Annotated in this window: 18 protein-coding genes; 5 read left to right on the forward strand and 13 right to left on the reverse strand. The window is 68.1% G+C overall.

The genetic code is table 11. The features are described from left to right. Positions 1-265: 265 nt before the first annotated feature. Genes hydA through DM194_RS28270 form a run of 3 tightly spaced genes read right to left on the reverse strand, consistent with a single transcriptional unit; the run spans position 266 to position 2,645 of the window. Positions 266-1,702, reverse strand: coding sequence for a dihydropyrimidinase (gene hydA / locus DM194_RS20730; protein WP_111069460.1), 1,437 nt, complete (start codon positions 1,700-1,702; stop codon positions 266-268). Between the two features lie 23 nt (positions 1,703-1,725). Beyond that, a complete protein-coding gene (locus DM194_RS20735; protein WP_111069461.1) occupies positions 1,726-2,457 on the reverse strand; it encodes a maleate cis-trans isomerase family protein in 732 nt (243 codons plus the stop codon). 32 nt (positions 2,458-2,489) lie between these two features. Further along, positions 2,490-2,645: a hypothetical protein gene (locus tag DM194_RS28270; RefSeq protein ID WP_162630135.1), complete on the reverse strand. Its 156-nt coding sequence runs from the start codon at positions 2,643-2,645 to the stop codon at positions 2,490-2,492. Positions 2,646-2,869: 224 nt separating this feature from the next. Here DM194_RS28270 and DM194_RS20740 point away from each other — a divergent pair, with 224 nt between their 5' ends. Then, positions 2,870-3,577 carry a GntR family transcriptional regulator gene (locus tag DM194_RS20740; RefSeq protein ID WP_111069462.1) on the forward strand — a complete coding sequence of 236 codons (708 nt, stop codon included), beginning with the start codon at positions 2,870-2,872 and terminating at the stop codon, positions 3,575-3,577. Here DM194_RS20740 and DM194_RS20745 read toward each other — a convergent pair. The 4 genes from DM194_RS20745 to DM194_RS20760 all read right to left on the reverse strand — a co-directional run bounded on the left by DM194_RS20745 (position 3,561) and on the right by DM194_RS20760 (position 8,756). Next, positions 3,561-4,832 (reverse strand): glycerate kinase type-2 family protein, encoded by a 1,272-nt coding sequence (locus DM194_RS20745; RefSeq protein ID WP_425457319.1) that lies wholly within the window; start codon positions 4,830-4,832, stop codon positions 3,561-3,563. The genes DM194_RS20740 and DM194_RS20745 overlap by 17 nt on opposite strands. 81 nt (positions 4,833-4,913) lie before the next feature. Beyond that, positions 4,914-5,879 carry a D-2-hydroxyacid dehydrogenase gene (locus DM194_RS20750; protein ID WP_111069464.1) on the reverse strand — a complete coding sequence of 322 codons (966 nt, stop codon included), beginning with the start codon at positions 5,877-5,879 and terminating at the stop codon, positions 4,914-4,916. A gap of 38 nt (positions 5,880-5,917) precedes the next feature. After that, positions 5,918-7,903, reverse strand: a complete 1,986-nt coding sequence (gene tkt, locus DM194_RS20755) for a transketolase (protein WP_111069465.1) — start codon at positions 7,901-7,903, stop codon at positions 5,918-5,920. Positions 7,904-7,991: 88 nt separating this feature from the next. Continuing rightward, a complete protein-coding gene (locus DM194_RS20760) occupies positions 7,992-8,756 on the reverse strand; it encodes an SDR family NAD(P)-dependent oxidoreductase (RefSeq protein WP_111069466.1) in 765 nt (254 codons plus the stop codon). 310 nt (positions 8,757-9,066) lie between these two features. Here DM194_RS20760 and DM194_RS20765 point away from each other — a divergent pair, with 310 nt between their 5' ends. Further along, positions 9,067-9,993: a LysR substrate-binding domain-containing protein gene (locus DM194_RS20765; RefSeq protein ID WP_111069467.1), complete on the forward strand. Its 927-nt coding sequence runs from the start codon at positions 9,067-9,069 to the stop codon at positions 9,991-9,993. 18 nt (positions 9,994-10,011) lie between these two features. Here DM194_RS20765 and DM194_RS20770 read toward each other — a convergent pair whose 3' ends face one another. The 3 genes from DM194_RS20770 to kynU are packed head-to-tail and all read right to left on the reverse strand — an operon-like array spanning position 10,012 to position 12,910. Continuing rightward, positions 10,012-10,869, reverse strand: a complete 858-nt coding sequence (locus DM194_RS20770) for an alpha/beta hydrolase (protein WP_111069468.1) — start codon at positions 10,867-10,869, stop codon at positions 10,012-10,014. Continuing rightward, positions 10,866-11,705: a tryptophan 2,3-dioxygenase gene (gene kynA / locus DM194_RS20775; RefSeq protein ID WP_111069469.1), complete on the reverse strand. Its 840-nt coding sequence runs from the start codon at positions 11,703-11,705 to the stop codon at positions 10,866-10,868. The genes DM194_RS20770 and kynA overlap by 4 nt, the downstream gene beginning before the upstream one ends. 11 nt (positions 11,706-11,716) lie before the next feature. After that, positions 11,717-12,910 carry a kynureninase gene (gene kynU, locus DM194_RS20780; RefSeq protein WP_111069470.1) on the reverse strand — a complete coding sequence of 398 codons (1,194 nt, stop codon included), beginning with the start codon at positions 12,908-12,910 and terminating at the stop codon, positions 11,717-11,719. Positions 12,911-13,196: 286 nt separating this feature from the next. Here kynU and DM194_RS20785 point away from each other — a divergent pair, with 286 nt between their 5' ends. Both DM194_RS20785 and DM194_RS20790 read left to right on the forward strand, forming a co-directional pair. Then, positions 13,197-14,126 carry a helix-turn-helix domain-containing protein gene (locus DM194_RS20785; protein WP_162630136.1) on the forward strand — a complete coding sequence of 310 codons (930 nt, stop codon included), beginning with the start codon at positions 13,197-13,199 and terminating at the stop codon, positions 14,124-14,126. A gap of 105 nt (positions 14,127-14,231) precedes the next feature. Next, positions 14,232-14,810 carry a hypothetical protein gene (locus tag DM194_RS20790; protein WP_111069472.1) on the forward strand — a complete coding sequence of 193 codons (579 nt, stop codon included), beginning with the start codon at positions 14,232-14,234 and terminating at the stop codon, positions 14,808-14,810. Positions 14,811-14,890: 80 nt separating this feature from the next. Here the strand turns inward: DM194_RS20790 and DM194_RS20795 are convergent, their stop codons facing one another. Beyond that, positions 14,891-16,099 (reverse strand): extracellular catalytic domain type 1 short-chain-length polyhydroxyalkanoate depolymerase, encoded by a 1,209-nt coding sequence (locus DM194_RS20795; protein ID WP_111069473.1) that lies wholly within the window; start codon positions 16,097-16,099, stop codon positions 14,891-14,893. Between the two features lie 38 nt (positions 16,100-16,137). Further along, positions 16,138-16,557 carry a CopG family transcriptional regulator gene (locus DM194_RS20800; protein ID WP_111069474.1) on the reverse strand — a complete coding sequence of 140 codons (420 nt, stop codon included), beginning with the start codon at positions 16,555-16,557 and terminating at the stop codon, positions 16,138-16,140. 237 nt (positions 16,558-16,794) lie between these two features. Here DM194_RS20800 and DM194_RS20805 point away from each other — a divergent pair, with 237 nt between their 5' ends. Then, positions 16,795-17,103, forward strand: coding sequence for a putative quinol monooxygenase (locus tag DM194_RS20805; RefSeq protein WP_111069475.1), 309 nt, complete (start codon positions 16,795-16,797; stop codon positions 17,101-17,103). Between the two features lie 158 nt (positions 17,104-17,261). Here the strand turns inward: DM194_RS20805 and DM194_RS20810 are convergent, their stop codons facing one another. Continuing rightward, complete coding sequence (locus tag DM194_RS20810; protein WP_176581476.1) at positions 17,262-17,582, reverse strand: hypothetical protein; 321 nt, start codon at positions 17,580-17,582, stop codon at positions 17,262-17,264. Between the last annotated feature and the right edge of the window lie 32 nt (positions 17,583-17,614).

Below are 17,614 nucleotides of genomic sequence, written 5' to 3' on the forward strand. Positions count from 1 at the left end.
CATCACGATTATTGTGACCTCCTTCCCGTTAATTTTCCGCTTATGAGGAGAGCTCGCAGGATGCCCAAAGCAAACCTGCCGCTCGGCCTTTCACCTGACGCCCAAAAACTTTCCTTTTGTCATAGAACTGATTTTGCAGTGCAACGCAATCCTTAAAGCGGATTGCAATCCGCTTTGGACCGCGACGGCGGCCCCGGCCGCTCATGCGGCCGAAGCCCGACCGGCGAATGGGGTCGTATGACTCTGAAGCGAATGCAAATTCGCTTCAGAACGGCAATGCCGGTGCCGGCGCTCCTTTCGGCCGGGCGGGAGCGGGCAGGCCGCAGGGCAGGAAGGCGCCGCGGCCGGGCGACGCGAGAAGCTCGCCGTCGCGGCACACCACCTCGCCGCGCGACAGCGTGACCACCGGCCAGCCGCTGACCTCGGTCCCCTCATAGGGAGTGTAATCGACCTCGTGATGCAGGATGGCGTTGGTGATCGTCACCTTGCGCGCGGGATCCCAGATCGCGATGTCGGCATCCGACCCGACGGCGATGGTGCCCTTGCGCGGGTGCAGGCCGTACATGCGGGCGGGATTGGCGGCGGTCAGCTCGACGAACTTGGTCAGCTCCATGCGGCCCTTCATCACGCCTTCGGAGAACAGCAGAGGCAGCCGCGTCTCCACCCCCGGAATGCCGTTGGGCACGCAGCGGAAGGGCGCCTTCTCGCCGTTCACCTTCTTGCCGTCCGGCCCGTCGAACCGGAACGGCGCATGGTCGGAGGAGAAGATCTGGAAGGCGCCGCCGGTCAGCCCGTCCCAGATCACCTTCTGGTTGGCGGCGTCGCGCGGCGGCGGCGAGCAGACGCATTTCGCCCCCTCGAATCCCTCCCCGCCCAGATCGTCGGCGGTCAGGAAGAGATATTGCGGGCAGGTCTCGGCATAGATGCGCAGGCCGCGGCCCTGGGCCCAGCGGATCTGTTCAACCGCGTCGGCGCCGGAGACATGGACGATCAGGATCGGCACATCCACCAACTCGGCCAGCGAAATGGCGCGGTGGGTCGCCTCGCGCTCCGCCACGCGGGGACGGGAGACGCCATGGAAGAACGGCGCGGTCTGGCCGGCTCGCTCCAGCTTCTCGGTCAGCCAGGCGATGCAGTCGGCATTCTCCGCATGCATCATCACCATGGCGCCCTCGGACCGCGCGATGTCCAGCACCTCCAGGATCTGGCGGTCGTTCAGCTTCAGCGCGTCGTAGGTCATGTAGATCTTGAAGGAGGTGTAGCCGTCGCGGATCAGCGCCGGCAGTTCCTGCCCCAGGACCTGTTCGGTCGGGTCGGTGACGATCAGGTGGAAGGCATAGTCGATCACCGGCTTGCCCGCGGCCCGGCGGTGATAGTCGTCCACCGCGGCGCGCAGCGACTGGCCCTTCTGCTGGCAGGCGAAGGGCAGCACCGTGGTGGTGCCGCCGAACGCCGCGGAGCGGGTGCCCGACAGGAAATCATCGGCCATGACCGATTCGTCGCCGGTCGGCTGGTCGAAATGGACATGGCCGTCGACCCCGCCCGGCAGGACCAGCAGCCCGTCCGCGTCGATCTCCTCCCGCCCGGCGGCGAGCCCGCTGCCGAGCGCCGCCACCTTGCCGTCCTTCACGCCGACATCGGCCTTGAACACGTCCGACGCGGTGGCGACCGTGCCGTTGCGGATGACCAGATCGAAGTCCATGCTTCCCTCCCCTTCCTGTCGCGTCAGCCGTGCAGTTCCCGGAACAGGCTGCCCCAGCCCTGGACCCGGCGGGTGTCGACGCCGGTCATGCGCAGCGCCTTCCACACCACGGTGGAGACCGTGTCGTAGACGGGGATGCCCAGCGCCTTTTCCATCCGCTCCGCCACCGGGGCGCCGCGCATGTTGGTGCAGATGATGGCGATGGCCTCCGGCTTGGCCTCCGCCACCTCCAGGCACATGCGCTCGATCCGCTCCTCGGTGATCTCGGAGAAGGAGAAGTTGCCGCGGTCGTTCAGGTGACGTTCGGCCACCACCTCGAACCCGGCGGCGTTGTAGTTGGCGACCATCTTGTCCTGAATCTCGTCCAGATAGGGGCTGACGATGGCGAAGCGCTTGCGCCCCGTCGCCTCCAGGATCTCGTTCAGCGCCAGCATGGAGGTGCAGGCGGGAATCCCCGTCTCGTCCTCGATCGCCTTGCACAGCCTCACGTCGGCATCGAAGCCGAGCCAGCCGGCCGAGGTGCCGTTCCAGCCGATCACGTTCAATTGCGCATCGGCCAGCAGCCGGGCGGCGTCGAGGAAGGGCGCGTCGGTGAACTGGTCGAGCGCCGCGGCGCGCAACGAGATCTCCTTGACGGTGAAGCGGCCGAAATGGGCGCTCACCTCCGGCAGGCCGCTCAGCATGGCGGCAGTCACCGGTTCCAGCACCGTGTTGGAGGACGGGGTCAGCATGCCCAGAAGTACGCGCTTGGTCATCTCGGGATCGGTCTTTCTTTGGATGGATGGGATCAGGCACGCGCCCACGGGGCGCGGCCGGCCGCCTTGCCGAGCATCGGTGTCCGGCTCATGCCGCCCGACAACGGCGGATCGCCCTTCGCAGGCTCGGGCGTCAAAGCCAGCGCGGCGGCAGAGACGGCGTTCAGGCTGAGGGACCGGATCGACATGAGGCTTCGATTCCAGATACGGTTGCGTTTCCAACTCTGTCGCAAGCCCTGTGCCAGATTGTATACAATATCTTGTTTTATGGATTTGCCAGCTATTTCAATTGTTTATATTGTTTTTGAAGTGATGCGTCATCAATGATGCTGCACGCCTTGTTTTTGAGCATTTGATATCGTTTGAGCAGGATTGCCTAATTATGCAGCAGAACAGACCAGCCGGATCGACCATGGACAGCCCTGCAAAGACCGCCGCCGGCCCCCTGCGCCGCGAAACGCTGCATCACTCCGCGGTGGCGGAGTTGCGGGCGATGATCCTGGAGGGGGAGTTGCCGCCCGGCCGCCGCGTGCCGGAAATGGAGCTGTGCGCACAGCTCGGCATCTCCCGCACGCCGTTGCGCGAGGCGTTGCGCGTGCTGGCGGCCGAAGGGCTGGTGGAACTGCGCCCGCACCGCGGCGCGGTGGTGACGCCCATCGATCCCAAGGAGATCGCCGCGATCTTCGAGGTGATGGAGGCGCTGGAGAGCCTCGCCGGCCGGCTCGCCTGCGGCAACGGTTCGGCCGAGGCGTTCGCGGAGCTGGACCGGCTGCACGACGCCCTCGTCGCCCAGTTCCATGCGGGGGAGCGCGCGGCCTATTCCGCCACCAACCGCCGCATCCATGACCGGATCATCGCCATGTCCGGCAATCCGGTGCTTGAGGCGACCTATCGGGGCTTCGCCGCCCAGCTCGGCCGGGCGCGCTCGCTGGCGAATTACGATACCGACCGCTGGCAAGAGTCGCTGGCGGAGCATGAGGCGGTTATGGATGCCCTGCGCCGCCGCGACGCCGCTGCCACCGCCGCCCTGCTGGCCGACCACAGCCGCCGCACCGCCGATGCGGTCCTGCGCAGCCTGCGGCAGGATGGGAGCAGCGATGGGATCAGCGGGAACCGGTGATCAGGATCGCGCGGAAATCATTGACGTTGGTCAGGGTCGGGCCGGTGACGATGCCGTCGCCCAGCCTTTCGAAAAAGCCGTGCCCGTCATTGGCGGCAAGGCTCTCCTTCGGGCGAAGCCCGAGCTTCCAGGCCCGTGCGAGACTGTCGGGGCCGAGATAGGCGCCGGCGATCTCCTCCACCCCATCGACGCCGTCGGTGTCGCCGGCCAGGGCATGCACGCCGGGGCAGCCGTCCAGCGCCACGCCGAGCGACAGCAGGAATTCCACATTGCGGCCGCCGCGGCCCGCACCGCGCAGCGTCACCGTGGTCTCGCCGCCGGACAGCAGCACGCAGGGCGCGGTGAAGGGCTGCCCCCGGCGCGCCACCTGCAACGCCATGCCGGCCATCGCCCTGCCGACGTCGCGGGCCTCGCCTTCGATGGCGTCGCCCAGGATGTGGACGGGATAGCCGGCCTCGCGCGCCACGGCCGCGGCGGCCTCCAGCGCCATTTGCGGCGTGGCGACGATCCGCGTCTCGGCGACGGCCAGCCGCGGGTCGCCGGGATCGATGCTCTCGCCGCGACCGCTCTCCAGCACCTCCAGCACCGCTGCCGGAACCGTGATGCCATAGCGCCGGACGATCGCCAGCGCGTCGGCGCAAGTCGTGGGGTCCGCCACGGTCGGGCCGGAGGCGATGTCCATCGGGTTGTCGCCCGGCACGTCGGAAATCAGCAGAGTCACCACCCGCGCCGGGGCGCAGGCGGCGGCCAGCCGCCCGCCCTTCACCGCCGACAGGTGGCGGCGCACGCAGTTCATTTCGGAGATGGTCGCGCCGAAGGCGAGCAAGCCGCGGTTGACCGCCTGCTTGTCCTCCAGCGTCAGGCCGTCGAACGGCTGCGTCAGCAGCGCCGAGCCGCCGCCGGACACCAGGCAGAGCACCAGATCATCCGCCGTCAGGCCGCGCACCAGGTCCAGAATCCCGCCGGTCGCATCCAGGCCGGCGGCATCGGGCACCGGATGGGCCGCTTCCACGATGCGGATGCGCCCGCAGGGCACGGCGTAGCCATAGCGCGTGATGACGAGCCCCGACAACGGCCCCGGCCAGTTGTCCTCCACCGCGCGCGCCATGGCGGCGGACGCCTTGCCGGCGCCGATCACGATCAGTCGCCCCTTCGGCGGCTCCGGCAAATGCGCCGGCAGGCAAAGCGCGGGCTGCGCCGCAGCGATGGCGGCGTCGAACATCCGCCGCAGGAGGTCGCGCGGCTCGGCGGCCATCATGCTGTTCCCCGTTTGCGTCGTTGAGAAAGGAAGGGCGGCCGGTCGGTTTCCGACCACCCCGCCGGCATCGTCGCGGCGTCAGTAGGCGCCCGTCAAGAGGTTGCTGGGCGAGCCGGCGACGAAATTCTCGATGTTGTCGATCAGCTGGTCGGCCAGCGCCTGCTGCGCCTCGTCCGATGCCCAGCCCAGATGCGGCGTGACGATGACATTGGGCCGTCCGGCGATGCGCATCAGCGGGCTGTCCGCCGGCGGCGGTTCGGGCAGCGTCACGTCGAAGCCGGCCCCGGCGATCAGCCCCTCGTCCAGGGCGGCCACCAGATCCTCCTCGACCACCAGACCGCCGCGCGCGGTGTTGATGATCAGCGGCTTGCGCTTCATCCGGCGGAACTCGGGCATGGCGATCATGCCGCGCGTCTCGGGCGTGAGCGGGCTGTGCAGGGTGATGACGTCGCTGGTCTCCAGCACCACCTCCCACGGCGTGTAGAGCGGGCCGAGACCGGACTTGCCCTTGTGCGCGGCGAACAGCGGAACCATGCCGAAGGCGCGGGCGATGTCGGCGACCCGCTGGCCGAGAACACCCTCGCCGATGATGCCGAGCCGGGCGCCCTGAAGGTCGTGGATCGGGTGGTTGAAGAAGCAGAACTGGCCGGACCGCTGCCATTCGCCGTCCAGCACATCCTGCCGGAACGGCACGATGTTGCGGCGCAGCGCCAGCATCAGGGCGAAGGTGTGTTCCGGCACCGTGTTGACGGCATAGCCGCGGATGTTGCTCACCGCGATGCCGTGCGTCCGGCAATACTCCTTGTCGACGCAATCGGTGCCGGTGGCGGCGACGGCGATCAGCTTCAACTGCGGCAGCCGTTCCAGAAGTTCGGCGGTCAGCTGCACCTTGTTGACGATGGCGATCTCGGCACCGGCCAGACGCTCCAGCACCTGATCCGGCAACGTCCGGGCATGTTCGACCAGCTCATGCGGGAAGCCCGGCCTGCGTAGGCGGATCTGCGGAGCGAGGGTGGCGCGGTCGAGGAAGACGATCTTGCGCATCGTAAAGTCCTTGGTCGGGAATAGGGGGAGTGGAGCGGTCAGAGCCGGCGCTTCACATCGGCCACGATATGGGCCGCGGTGATGCCGAAGCGCTCGAACAGCGCATCGACCGGGCCGGAGGCGCCGAAGCCCGTCATGCCGATGAAACCGCCATTCTCCCCGACATATTTGTCCCAGCCCAGCCGGACCGCCGCCTCCACGCCGACGCGCACCGTGCCATAGCCGATCACCTCCGCGCGGTAGGCGTCGTCCTGCCTGTCGAACAGTTCCCAGCAGGGCATCGACACCACGGCGGTGGGAATGCCCTCGGCCTGCAGGATCCGGCGTGCCTCCAAGGCCAGCGCGACCTCCGACCCGGTGGCCATCAGCGTGACCAGACGCTTGCCGCCTTCGGCCTCGGCCAGCACATAGGCGCCGCGCCGCGTCAGGTTCTCAGGCCCATAGGCACGGCCGGTCGGCGGCAGCGCCTGCTTGGAGCAGACCAGCATGCTGGGCCCCGTCCTGTGTTCCAGCGCGATCTCCCAGCACTCGGCGGCTTCGACCGCATCGGCCGGGCGCATCACCAGGATGTTCGGCATGGCCCGGAAGGAGGCGAGGATCTCCACCGGCTGGTGGGTCGGCCCGTTCTTGCCGACCGCCAGGGAATCGTGGCTGAACACGTAGATCGCCGGCAGGCCCATCAGCGCCGCCATGCGCAGGCTCGGCCGCTGGTAGTCGGAGAAGGCCAGATAGGTGACGCTGACCGGGACGATGCCGCCATGCGCGGCCATGCCGTTGACCATCGCCCCCATCGCATGCTCGCGCACGCCGCAATGGACATAGGTGCCGGCCGGGTCTTCGAAGGTAAAGGCGGTGCGCGTGCGCTTGTGGTTGGTCGGCGCTTCCAGGTCGGCGCAGCCGATCATCATCTCCGGCAGAGCGTCGGCCAGCAGCGTGGCGATGTCGCCGGACGCCTGGATGGAGGGCTGGGCAACCCCTTCGTCGGCCATGCGCTTCTTGTAGGCGAGCAGCGCGTCCCGCCAGCCGTCGGGCAGCCGGCCCTCGATCACGCGGGTGAACTCGGCGCGCTCCTCATCCGGCAAGGCGGCGACGCGGCGGCGCCACGCATCATACTCGCCGCCATGGCGCGCACCGGCGTCGCGCCAGGCGGCCAGCACCTCGTCGGGGACGGCGAAGGACGGGTACGGCCAGTCGAGATTGGCGCGCGTCGCCTCCAGATCCTCCTTGAACAGGCGGGCGCTGTGGCCGCCGCGCTGACCCTCCAGGCGCGGGATGCCGCGGGCGATCACCGTGCGGCAGGCGATCATCGACGGGCGCGGATCCTTCTTGGCCAGCGCGATGGCCGCCGACACCGCCTCGACGTCATGGCCGTCCACCTCCTGCACATGCCAGCCGGCGACGCGGAAGCGGGCGGCGACATCCTCGCTGATCGACAGCACGGTGCCGCCGTCGTCGGTGATGCTGTTGTCGTCCCAGAAGAAGACCAGCTTGCCCAGCCGCAGATGGCCGGCGAGCTGGATGACCTCCTGCCCGACGCCTTCCTGCAGGCAGCCGTCGCCGACGAAGGCATAGGTGTGGTGGTCCACCAGGGCGGAGCCGTATCTGGCGTTCAGATAGGCTTCGGCGACCGCCATGCCGAAGGCGTTGGCGATGCCCTGGCCGAGCGGGCCGGTGGTGACCTCGATGCCCGCGTCGGGATCATATTCGGGATGGCCGGCGCAATGCGATCCGAGTTCGCGGAAATTCCTGATCTGGTCGAGGGAGATGCGCTCGTAGCCCAGCAGGTGGAGCAGGGAGTAGAGCAGCATCGACCCATGGCCGTTCGACAGGACGAAGCGGTCGCGGTCCGGCCAGCGCGGATCGGCCGGATTGCATTTGAAATGCCGCGTGAACAGGGCCGTGGCGATCTCCGCCATGCCCAGCGGCACGCCCTGGTGCCCTTCGGTGGCGCGCTCGATGGCGTCGATGGACAGGAAGCGGATCGCATGCGCCATCAGGCGGGGATCGACGGCAGCAGGGGGCATGGCGAAGGTCTCCTCGCCGCCATCCGCTTGGGAGGGCGGCGGTCGATGAAGGAATGGTCGGAAATCGGGAAGGACGGGGGCCGCGCGGTCAGCCGTGGATCAGCATGCCGCCATTGACGTCGATGACCGCGCCGGTGATGTAGCCGGACAGGTCGGAGGCCAGGAACAGGAAGGCGCCGGCCACATCCTGGACGTTGCCTAGGCGGTTCAGCGGGATGCCGGCCAGGATTTCCACCTTCTTGTCGTCGCTGATCTTGCCGGCGTTGATGTCGGTCTGGATCAGGCCGGGCGTGACGCAGTTGACGCGGATGCCGTCCTTGCCCAGTTCGCGCGCCATCGCCTTGGCGAGGCCGAGCACGCCGGCCTTGGCCGCCGAATAATGCGGGCCGCCGAGGATGCCGCCGCCGCGCTGCGCCGACACCGACGACATGCAGGCGATGGAACCCTGGCCGCGCCGCTGCATGTGCGGGATCACCGCCTGCGACAGGTAGAGCACGCCGCGCAGGTTGACGTCGAGGATGCGGTCCCAGCTTTCCGGGTCGATGTCGACGGTCCTGGCCGGCTGGGTGATGCCGGCGTTGTTGACGAGGATGTCGATCTGACCGAAATCGGCAATGACCCGCTCCACCGCGGTTTGGCAGGCGGTGCGGTCGGTGACGTTGCAGGCATAGCCGCGATGCGCATCTCCGATCAGCGCCGCCGCATCGGCGGCGGCCTTGCCGTCGAGATCGAGGATGGCGATTCTGGCGCCCTGTTCGGCGAACATCCTTGCGGTCGCCATGCCGATGCCACGGAGGGAGGCGGCGCCGGAGATCACGGCGACCTTGCCGTCGAGAAGGGAACGCTGCTGCATGGTCCTTGGGGCCTTTTCTGGTCGAGAAGCCGATCCCCGGCGCGGCGGGAACCGAAGGAGTTCGTGAGGACGATTCGTCGCCGGTGCCGTGCGGGGACGCGCCGGGCATGGATGCCGCTCCCGCACCCGCCATTCGGTCGATATCGGATTTACTATCCGTTCCGGCAGGTTGATCTCTGGATCATGCCTAAACGATGATTCTTTCCTTGCCGAGTTCTTCCAAAGGGCCACGACGCGATGAAAGACTTGCACCGCTGCGGACCATCTGGCAAACGCATCATTTGCAACAGGTCATGAATTGGATTCACCTATGGCCGGCCGTCTTCCCCTGACCCAGCTTCGCGCCTTCGAGGCGGCCTGCCGCCTGGGCAGCTTTGCCGCGGCGGCGCAGGAAATGGCGGTCACCCCCTCCGCGGTCAGCCACGCGATCCGGGAACTGGAGCGCATGCTGGGAGCCGTGCTGTTCCAGCGGTCACCGCGAAAGATCGAACCGACGCCGGAAGGACGGACGCTCTACCAGCACGTCACGCGCGGTTTCGAGCAGCTGCAACGCGGCCTGCAGGAGATCACGACCGCCGGGCCGGCGCGGATCAGGGTGCATTGCGCGCCGTCCTTCGCAGCGCAATGGCTGTCGCCGCGGCTCGGCCGCTTTCTGGGACTTTTCCCGGCGGTGGAGCTGAAGCTGTCGGCCAGCCCGGACTATCCCCTGTTCCCGTCAGAGGAATACGACCTCTCCATCGTCTATGGGGAGCCGCGCCAGTCCGATGTTGTTGCGATCCCGCTGGGCGAGGAGACGGTCTGCCCGCTCTGCGCGCCGCACATCGCGTCGCGCGTCACCGCCATCGACGATCTCCTGTCGGTCCCGCTCGTCCGCAGCGACCACAACCGTGTGACCTGGCCGCTGTGGTTCGACGCCAATTCCTCCATAGCCGCCACCCCGGCCGGCCCCCGCTTCGACCGCAGCTTCATGGCGATCGCCGCAGCGGTGAATGGGGTCGGCGTCGTGCTGGAATCAACCCGTCTGGCGGAACGCGAACTGCAGTCCGGCCAGCTGGTGGCCCCATTGGAGGGGCGCTCGAAAAGCCTGCGGCATGTCGCGCATTGGATGGTCTGGCCGAAGGGAGCCGAGCGGAAACACGCCTTCCGCTGCTTCGCGACGTGGCTTGTCGAGGAGTTGGGCGTTCCGAAGATCGATTTCGGCAATTCGAGCGCGGGCTACCGCCCGCCGCCGGGGTGAGGATGGCGGATCCCCGCCTCAAGACCCAAGCAGAGCCGCCAGCAGATCGGAGTGCGGATCCGCAAGATCGTCGATGACATCGAAGTGATGCCGCCCGCCGGCCAGCCGCAGTTCGGTCGCCGCCCCCAGCCCGTGCCAGATGTTGGCGAGCAGTTCGGTCTGCCGGATGAACTCCGGCCGTTCGGCCGCCCCCGCCCAGCAGGTGATGCGGGTGCCGGGCCGCGGGCGCAGAAGGGCCGGACTTTCCGCAACGGCCTCCGCCTCGTCCAGATTCAACGTGGCGTTCATGCGGGTGTTCAGCAGCGGCCGCAGGTCGTGCAGGCCGCTGATGGAAACGACATGCTCCACCCGCCCCCGCACCTCCGGCGGCAATGGCGCGTCGGCACAGGCAAGGCGGCTGACCAGATGGCCGCCGGCGGAATGGCCGGTCAGGCGCAACGGTCCCGGCTGGGCCTGCGCGATGGCTTCCACCGCACGCGCGACCTGCCGGGTGATGCCGGCGACACGGCTTTCGGGACAGAGCGTGTAGCTGGGCATCGCGACCGCCCAGCCATGGGCGAGCGCGCCGGCCGCAAGATGGGACCAGCGCCCCTTGTCGAAGGCCATCCAATAGCCGCCATGGACGAACACGACAGTTCCCTTGGCAGTTCCCTTGGCAGTTCCCTGGGCCGCACCGCCGGGGCGGAACAGGTCGTAACGCTCCCGCGCGCCCTCGCCGTAAGGTTGGTCGAGATCGACGCGCCCAACCGCCGCCAGTTCGGCCCGGAAGGCCGCAGCCTGCTCCGCCCAGCGCGCCGGATAGTCATCGCCGCCGGGGATATAGGCGCCGTTGCTGTAGGCGTCGTCCCAATCGGTGATCGCCTGCAACCCGCTCACAGCACCGTCCTCACGCGCCAGAGTTCCGGAAAGAGCTCGACCGCCAGCATGTTGCGCAGATAGGACACCCCGCCGGTGCCGCCGGTGCCGCGCTTGAAGCCGATCACCCGTTCCACCGTCGTCACATGGTTGAAGCGCCAGCGGCGGAAGTAATCCTCGAAGTCCACCAGCTTCTCGGCAAGCTCGTAGAGCGGCCAATGCGCTTCGGGGGACTGGTAGATGACCCGCCATGCCTCCGTCACGCCGTCGTTGGACTGGTGGGTGTGCGAGACGTCGCGCTCCAGAACCTCCGCCGGAACCGGGATGCCGTTGCGGGCCAGCAGGCGCAACGCCTCGTCATACAGGCTGGGGCGGGACAGCTCCTGCTCCAGCATGGCATGGATTTCGGGCCGGTGGGCATGGGGGCGCAGCATCGCCGGGTTGCGGTTGCCCAGCAGGAACTCGATCTCGCGATACTGATACGACTGGAAGCCGGAGGACTGGCCGAGATCGTCGCGGAAGCGGGTGTACTCGCTGGGCGTCATCGTCCGCAGCACGTCCCAGGCGGAGTTCAGCTGCTCGAAGATGCGGGCGACGCGGGCCAGCATCTTGAAGGCGGGCGACAGCCGGTCCTCGCGGATCGCCTCGCGCGCGGCGCGGATCTCGTAGACCGCCAGCCGCATCCATAGCTCCGACGTCTGGTGCTGGATGATGAACAGCATCTCGTCATGGGCGGTGGAGCGCGGGATCTGCGCGCCCAATATGCGGTCGAGCTGCAGATAGTCGCCATAGGACATCCGCCCGTCGAAGGCCATCTGGGCGCCCTCGTCCGCCGGATCGTAAGGCTTCTTGCTCATGTCACGCCCACTCATGTCACCGCCGCCTTCCTGTGGTAGTCGGGCCGGTCCCAAAGCCCGCCGTCCATCACCTGTCTCAACACGGCGACGGCGCCACGCACCTCCGCCTCGCCGATATAGAGCGGGGTCAAGCCGAAACGCAGGATGTCGGGCGCGCGGAAATCCCCGATCACGCCGCGGTCGATCAGCGCCTGCATGACGGCGTAACCATGGGGATGGCGGAAGGACACCTGGCTGCCGCGCCGCGTGCCGTCGCGCGGCGACGCGAGTTCCAGCGCCGGGCACTGCGCCTCCACCAGTTCGATGAACAGGTCGCAGAGCGCGATGGAGGTTCGGCGGACATCCGCCATATCGACGCCGTCCCACACGTCGAGCGCGGCGTCGAGCGCGGCCAGCGCGATCACCGGCGGGGTGCCGACGCGCATCCGCTCCACCCCCTCGCCGGGGCGGTAGGACGGGTCGAAGGCGAAGGGCGCCTCATGCCCCATCCAGCCGGACAGGGCCGGACGCGCCGTCTGCGCATGGCCCGGCGCGACATAGATGAAGGCCGGCGCGCCCGGCCCACCATTCAGGTATTTGTAGGTGCAGCCGACCGCGAAGTCCGCTCCCGATCCGGCCAGATCGACCGGCAGCGCCCCGGCGGAATGGGCGAGATCCCACACCGTCACCACCCCCGCCGCATGGGCCTTGGAGGTCAGCGCCGCCATGTCGTGCAGGCGGCCGGTGCGGTAATCGACCTCGGTCAGCATCAGCACGGCGACATCCTCGCCGATCGCCCTCTCCACCTCCTCCGGCGCCACCACCTTCAGGACATGGCCGCGGCCCAGCGTCTCGATCAGTCCCTCCGCCATATAGAGGTCGGTCGGGAAATTGCCGCTGTCGGACAGGATGACCCGGCGATCCGGCCGCATCGCCAGAGCCGCGGCCAGCGCCTGATAGACCTTGATCGACAGGGTGTCGCCCACCACGACGCTGCCGGCCGGCGCGCCGATCAGCCGGGCGATGCGGTCGCCGACGACGCGCGGCTGCACCATCCAGCCTGCGCTGTTCCAGCCGCGGATCAACTGGCCGCCCCATTCCGCAGTCAGGGTGCGGGCAACCCGCTCCTCCGCGGCGACCGGCAGCGGTCCCAGCGAGTTGCCATCCAGGTAGATCACGCCGTCGGGAATGCGGAAGCGGGCGCGGGTCGCTTGGAAATCCGTCATCGGTCTGACTGCCGCTGTCTGTCCGGCAAGCACCGCCGGGCCAATTTTGTTAGTTGGTCCAATCACCTACTGCCCTGGATATCTCCGCCACCCCGAGACTGTCCAGCGGAAAATGGGCGGCGGCGGGCCTCCACCGCCCTATTGACCAGGGGGCGGCGATCTGAAAGAAGGTAGTACACCAAACAATTTGCGGGTTTCCTTCGTGGCCGCGCAGACCGTTCCGTTCCGGCGATTTTCCACCGGCTTTCTTCCGGAGCGCGATCGTTTCGGCGCATGGCGCGAGGCCATGACGTCGGTCTACGAGATCGCCCCGCTCGAAGAGGAAGCCTGCCGGCGGTTCAGCGGCACGGCCACCAGCACCCATCTGGGGCCGCTGATCGTCGGCACCATGGATGTCGACGCGCTGGCCTACCACCGGACGGCGGCGAAGATCCGGTCGGACCACATGGACCATTTCATCATCCGCCTCGACCGGTCCGGCGCCGCCGGGAACGCATCGGATGAAATCCTGATCAAGGACATGGGCCAGCCGCTGGCATTGCCGCCGATGCGGCTGGACGGCGCCTGCATCATCGTTCCCCGCGACATCATGACCGCCATGCTGCCGCAGGCGGACGCGCTGCACGGGACGCGGCTCGGCGGCATCATGGGGCGGCTGCTGGCCGACCACATGCGGTCGCTGGCCCAGGCGGTGCCCGCGGCGACGGTGGAGGAGGCGCCGCAGATCGTGCGCCTCATCCGCGACATGGTCACGGCCTGTCTGGCGCCAAGCCACGACGCGCTGGCGCAGGCGAGGCCGCAGGTCGCCGCCACCCTGATCATGCAGGCGCGGCGCTACATCGACGCCAACCTGACGAACCCGGACCTGTCGCCCGACCGGCTGTGCATTGCCCTCGGCCTGTCGCGCTCGTCGCTTTATACGCTGTTCGAGCCCCGCCACGGCGTCAACCGCTACATCCAGGAGCGCCGGCTGCAGCGCGTGCGCGAGCATCTGTGCGATCCCGGCGAGCGGCGGCGCATCGGGGAGATCGCCTTCGCCTACGGCTTTACCAGCGAGGCGCATTTCAGCCGGGCCTTCCGTCGCGCCTTCGGCTGCTCGCCGTCGGAAATGCGTGCCGGGGCAACGGCCGGGCCGGAGAAGGATGCCGCCCCGACCGGTGCGGCGGGCACCATCGGCGGCGAGTTTCCGGACTGGCTGCGCCGGCTCCGCGCCTGAGCGCGGACGCATGGTCAAGAAATTTTGGACGCCCGGTCATGGTCCGTCCTCCATTGCCACGCTAGCGTGTTGTTCCATCCGATCAGCCGATCCGAGGCAAGACCCGTGGCTTACGACTTCAAAAGGCTTCTGGACGCCAAGCTCAGCCTGAACGAGCGCCCCATGGTGATGATGTGGGCGGCGATCAGCGGCGGCGCGGCCGAAGCGGTATTCCTGACCTGCCTGGAGCAGTACCGGCAGTCGCCGTCGAAGGCGAAGGTGAAGGTCATGCAGGAATGGCTGATCGAGCAGAATGCATCGAAGGGCAGCGGCTATTGGGGGCCGATGAACCTGGAATCGGACGGCGTCAGCAACACGACCAAGGCATCGGCCGCCAACATCTCCGCCGCGTCGACCTATTACATCGGCCGCAAGAGCTGGTGGGGAAAGAGGAACTCCACCTTCAACGCGGCGCTGGGCAATACCCCCGCCCCGAACATGTTCGACCCCCTTGTGGAATCGGCGGCCACCGCGCTGGGCACGGTGGAGCCACGGTTCAACAACTGGTCGCTGTCCCGGATGGACATGAAGGACAGCTATGTCATCAACTGCCTGAAAGGCATGGAGTACATGAACAACGCGTTCACCTCCGCCGGCTTCAACACCGCCGCGATGGGCATCCGGCTGCCATTCAAATTCCGTTGATGGGCAAATTCCGTTGATGGGCAAGTTCCGGTGACGGGCTGGACGTCGGATTGCCGGAGCCGCCGACGTCGCCCTGATCGTCAGCCCGGCATCGCCGGCATGGGATGCTCAAGGAAGAAGCGCATCATCTCGGCCGTGGCGTCCGGCCCCTGCGGGTCGGTGTAGGATCCGGCAGGGCTTCCGCCCGCCCAGGCATGCCCGGCGCCATGGATGGTCCAATGCTCGCACAGCGCCCAGCCGGCGGCATCGGTGTAGAGGGTCCGGCTGTAGGCGTGCCGGCCGGGGGCCTCGCCGTGCTGCGTTTCAGTGCGCAGGCCGGAGACGGCGGCGGTCGCCTGGGCCGCGACCTGATCGCCGTTCTGCGGATTCACCACCGTGTCCCGGTCGCCGTGGAAGATGATGAAAGGCACCTTGCGTCCGGTCCCCCCACGGTTGGGAGCCGCCCGGCCGCCCTGGCGCATGGCGGCAAGCGCGGAAGGGAGATCGCCGGCGGCACCGGCAGGCAGGCCGGAATGCACGCCGGCCGCGGCATAGAGATCGGGATAGGCCGCCGCCATGATCGCCGCCGCGGCGCCGCCGGCGGACAGTCCGGCGATGTAGACGCGACCGGGGTCGATGGGATGCTCGCGCATGATCCGGCGGGTGATGCCGGCCAGCAGGTCGGGCTCCCCACGGTCGCGGCGCTGGTCTTCCGGCTTGAACCAGTTCCAGCAGCGCTGGGGATTGGCCGACGCCGGCTGTTCCGGGTAGGCGACGAACAGGCCATGCTGCTCGGCGAAGGCGTTCATCCGGGTTCCGGCGGCGAAATCCTCGGGCGACTGGGTGCAGCCATGCAGCATCACCACCAGCGGGCGCGGCCCCTCGCCACGGTTGGCCGGCACATAGAGCTTGTAGGCGCGGGTCCCCGATGCCCCGCTGTAGGACGCCGTCACGAAGGACGCGCCGTCCGGCAGAGGGTCGGCGGGCGGGCGGGGGGCGCCCGTCCCCGCACCGTGCAGCCCGGTCGGCCGCAGGCGGGCGGCAAGGCCGCGCAGGGTCTCGCCCAGGCCGGTTCTCGCCGCATGTCCGGGCCGGTGTCCCGGCTCCTTGCCGGCAGGTGATGGGGGATCGAGCCGCGTGAACTCGCCCTCCAGAACGGTCGGATCGGGAGAAGCTTTGGGACCGGGTTCGCCCGCCCCCCGCAGCAGACGCTGGACGAGGCCGGTCGCCTCGGCAAGCCGGCCGGCGCGGGTCAGGCGGGCGACCTCGTCCATGCCGGGCAGGAAGCCGGTGGGGCGTGAATTGGGCATGAGGTTGCTTTCCAGTTTCGGGAAGGGTGCCGGACGCGTCAGTGAATGCGGTCGGCGAGCGCCGCCTTGACCGCGGCCGGCGCATGCAGCGCTCCCAGCACGGTCAGCGAAGCGATGGTGGCGCGGGCGAGGTCGGCGGAAACATCCGGGGCGATGGTGGCGAGACCGAGGACGCGGATGTGCAGCATCCGCCCTTCGGCCTGCACCGCCTCCAGGTCGGCACGGCTGAAATGGCGCAGGCCGAGGTCGACGCTTTTGCGCGTCACCGTCTGGCGGATCACGTCGGCGTGCCGGTCGACCTGATTGCGGATGGCCGTGCGGATGAAGTCGGTGCGGTTCGAATAGAACCCCTCCTCCACCAGCAGATCGATATTGCCCAGGTCGACATAGCCGAGATTGATCGTGATCTTCTCGCTGTCGCCTGCCTTGGGCCGCAGGTCACGCCCCGTGTCGCTCATGATCGACCATCCGTTAACCATCCAGCTGGATGGTATCTGGATGTCTCTCCCTTGCCGTTCAAGGCCGCCGCCTGGGTTTTCGCGAAACTGTACGAAGGGTCAGGTTCCTTTCCGGGCGGGATCGGGCCATTGAATTTTCGCTTCCGCGCCCGGTTGCGGTTCAGCCCGGCCGGAACACAGACAGGACCGGCGACCGCCCCGGCCCCGGCCAACTCCGTCCAGAAGGGAAACTTTGGAATGACCGTTCCGCCCAGCGATCAGGTGCAGCTCGTCGCCTATCTCGTCGCCAAGCCCGGACAGGAGCAGGCGCTGGCCGATGCAATCACCGCCATCGTCCCGGCCGTCCTGAAGGAGCCGGGCTGCCTCGCCTATTCCGCCCATGTCAGCCGCGAGCGGCCCGGCACCATCGTGATGTACGAGGTTTGGCAGGATCAGGCGGCACTCGACGCCCATGCGGCCGGTGCCGCCTTCACCGGCCTCGCCGCACAATTCGACACGCTGCTGGGCGAGCCGCTGCGGATCGACCTGCTGCGCCGCATCGGCTGACCGGAGCCCGCGCCGGCAGGCCGGGGCGCCCTGATCCGCATCGCCCAAAGACTGGCCGGCCGAGTCCGCCGGACGGAGTTCTGGGCCTCCGTTTCAGCGGGCCTCGGCCGGGACGCCGATCCCAAACCGCCCGGCCATCCGCCGCAGGAAACCTGATTTCAGCGGATTTCCTGCGCCTCGGATATTTCGTCCATCTCCTCGAAGGCTGACAGGTTCACGACAGGTTCGTCTGGTAAACAATCATTAATGCGAATGATTGCTCTGGGAGAACCGTCGTGACGGACCAGCCCGCAAGACCACCGGAACCCGCAAGACCACCGGATGCAGACCGCGAACCCGCCTTCCATGGCGCCGCGCACGGCGCCGGCGCAGGCGGATCGATTCTGCTGCCGGACATGCCGCTGCCGGAGCGCCAGACCGGACAGGCCGGCATCGGGGCGGCGCAGCCCGCCGGTCCGGGCAATCAACAGGGCGACCAACGATAAGTCCTGTCGGGGACAAAATCAGTCGG

Origin of the sequence: Azospirillum ramasamyi (genome assembly GCF_003233655.1) — a bacterium.
GTDB classification, from domain to species: domain Bacteria; phylum Pseudomonadota; class Alphaproteobacteria; order Azospirillales; family Azospirillaceae; genus Azospirillum; species Azospirillum ramasamyi.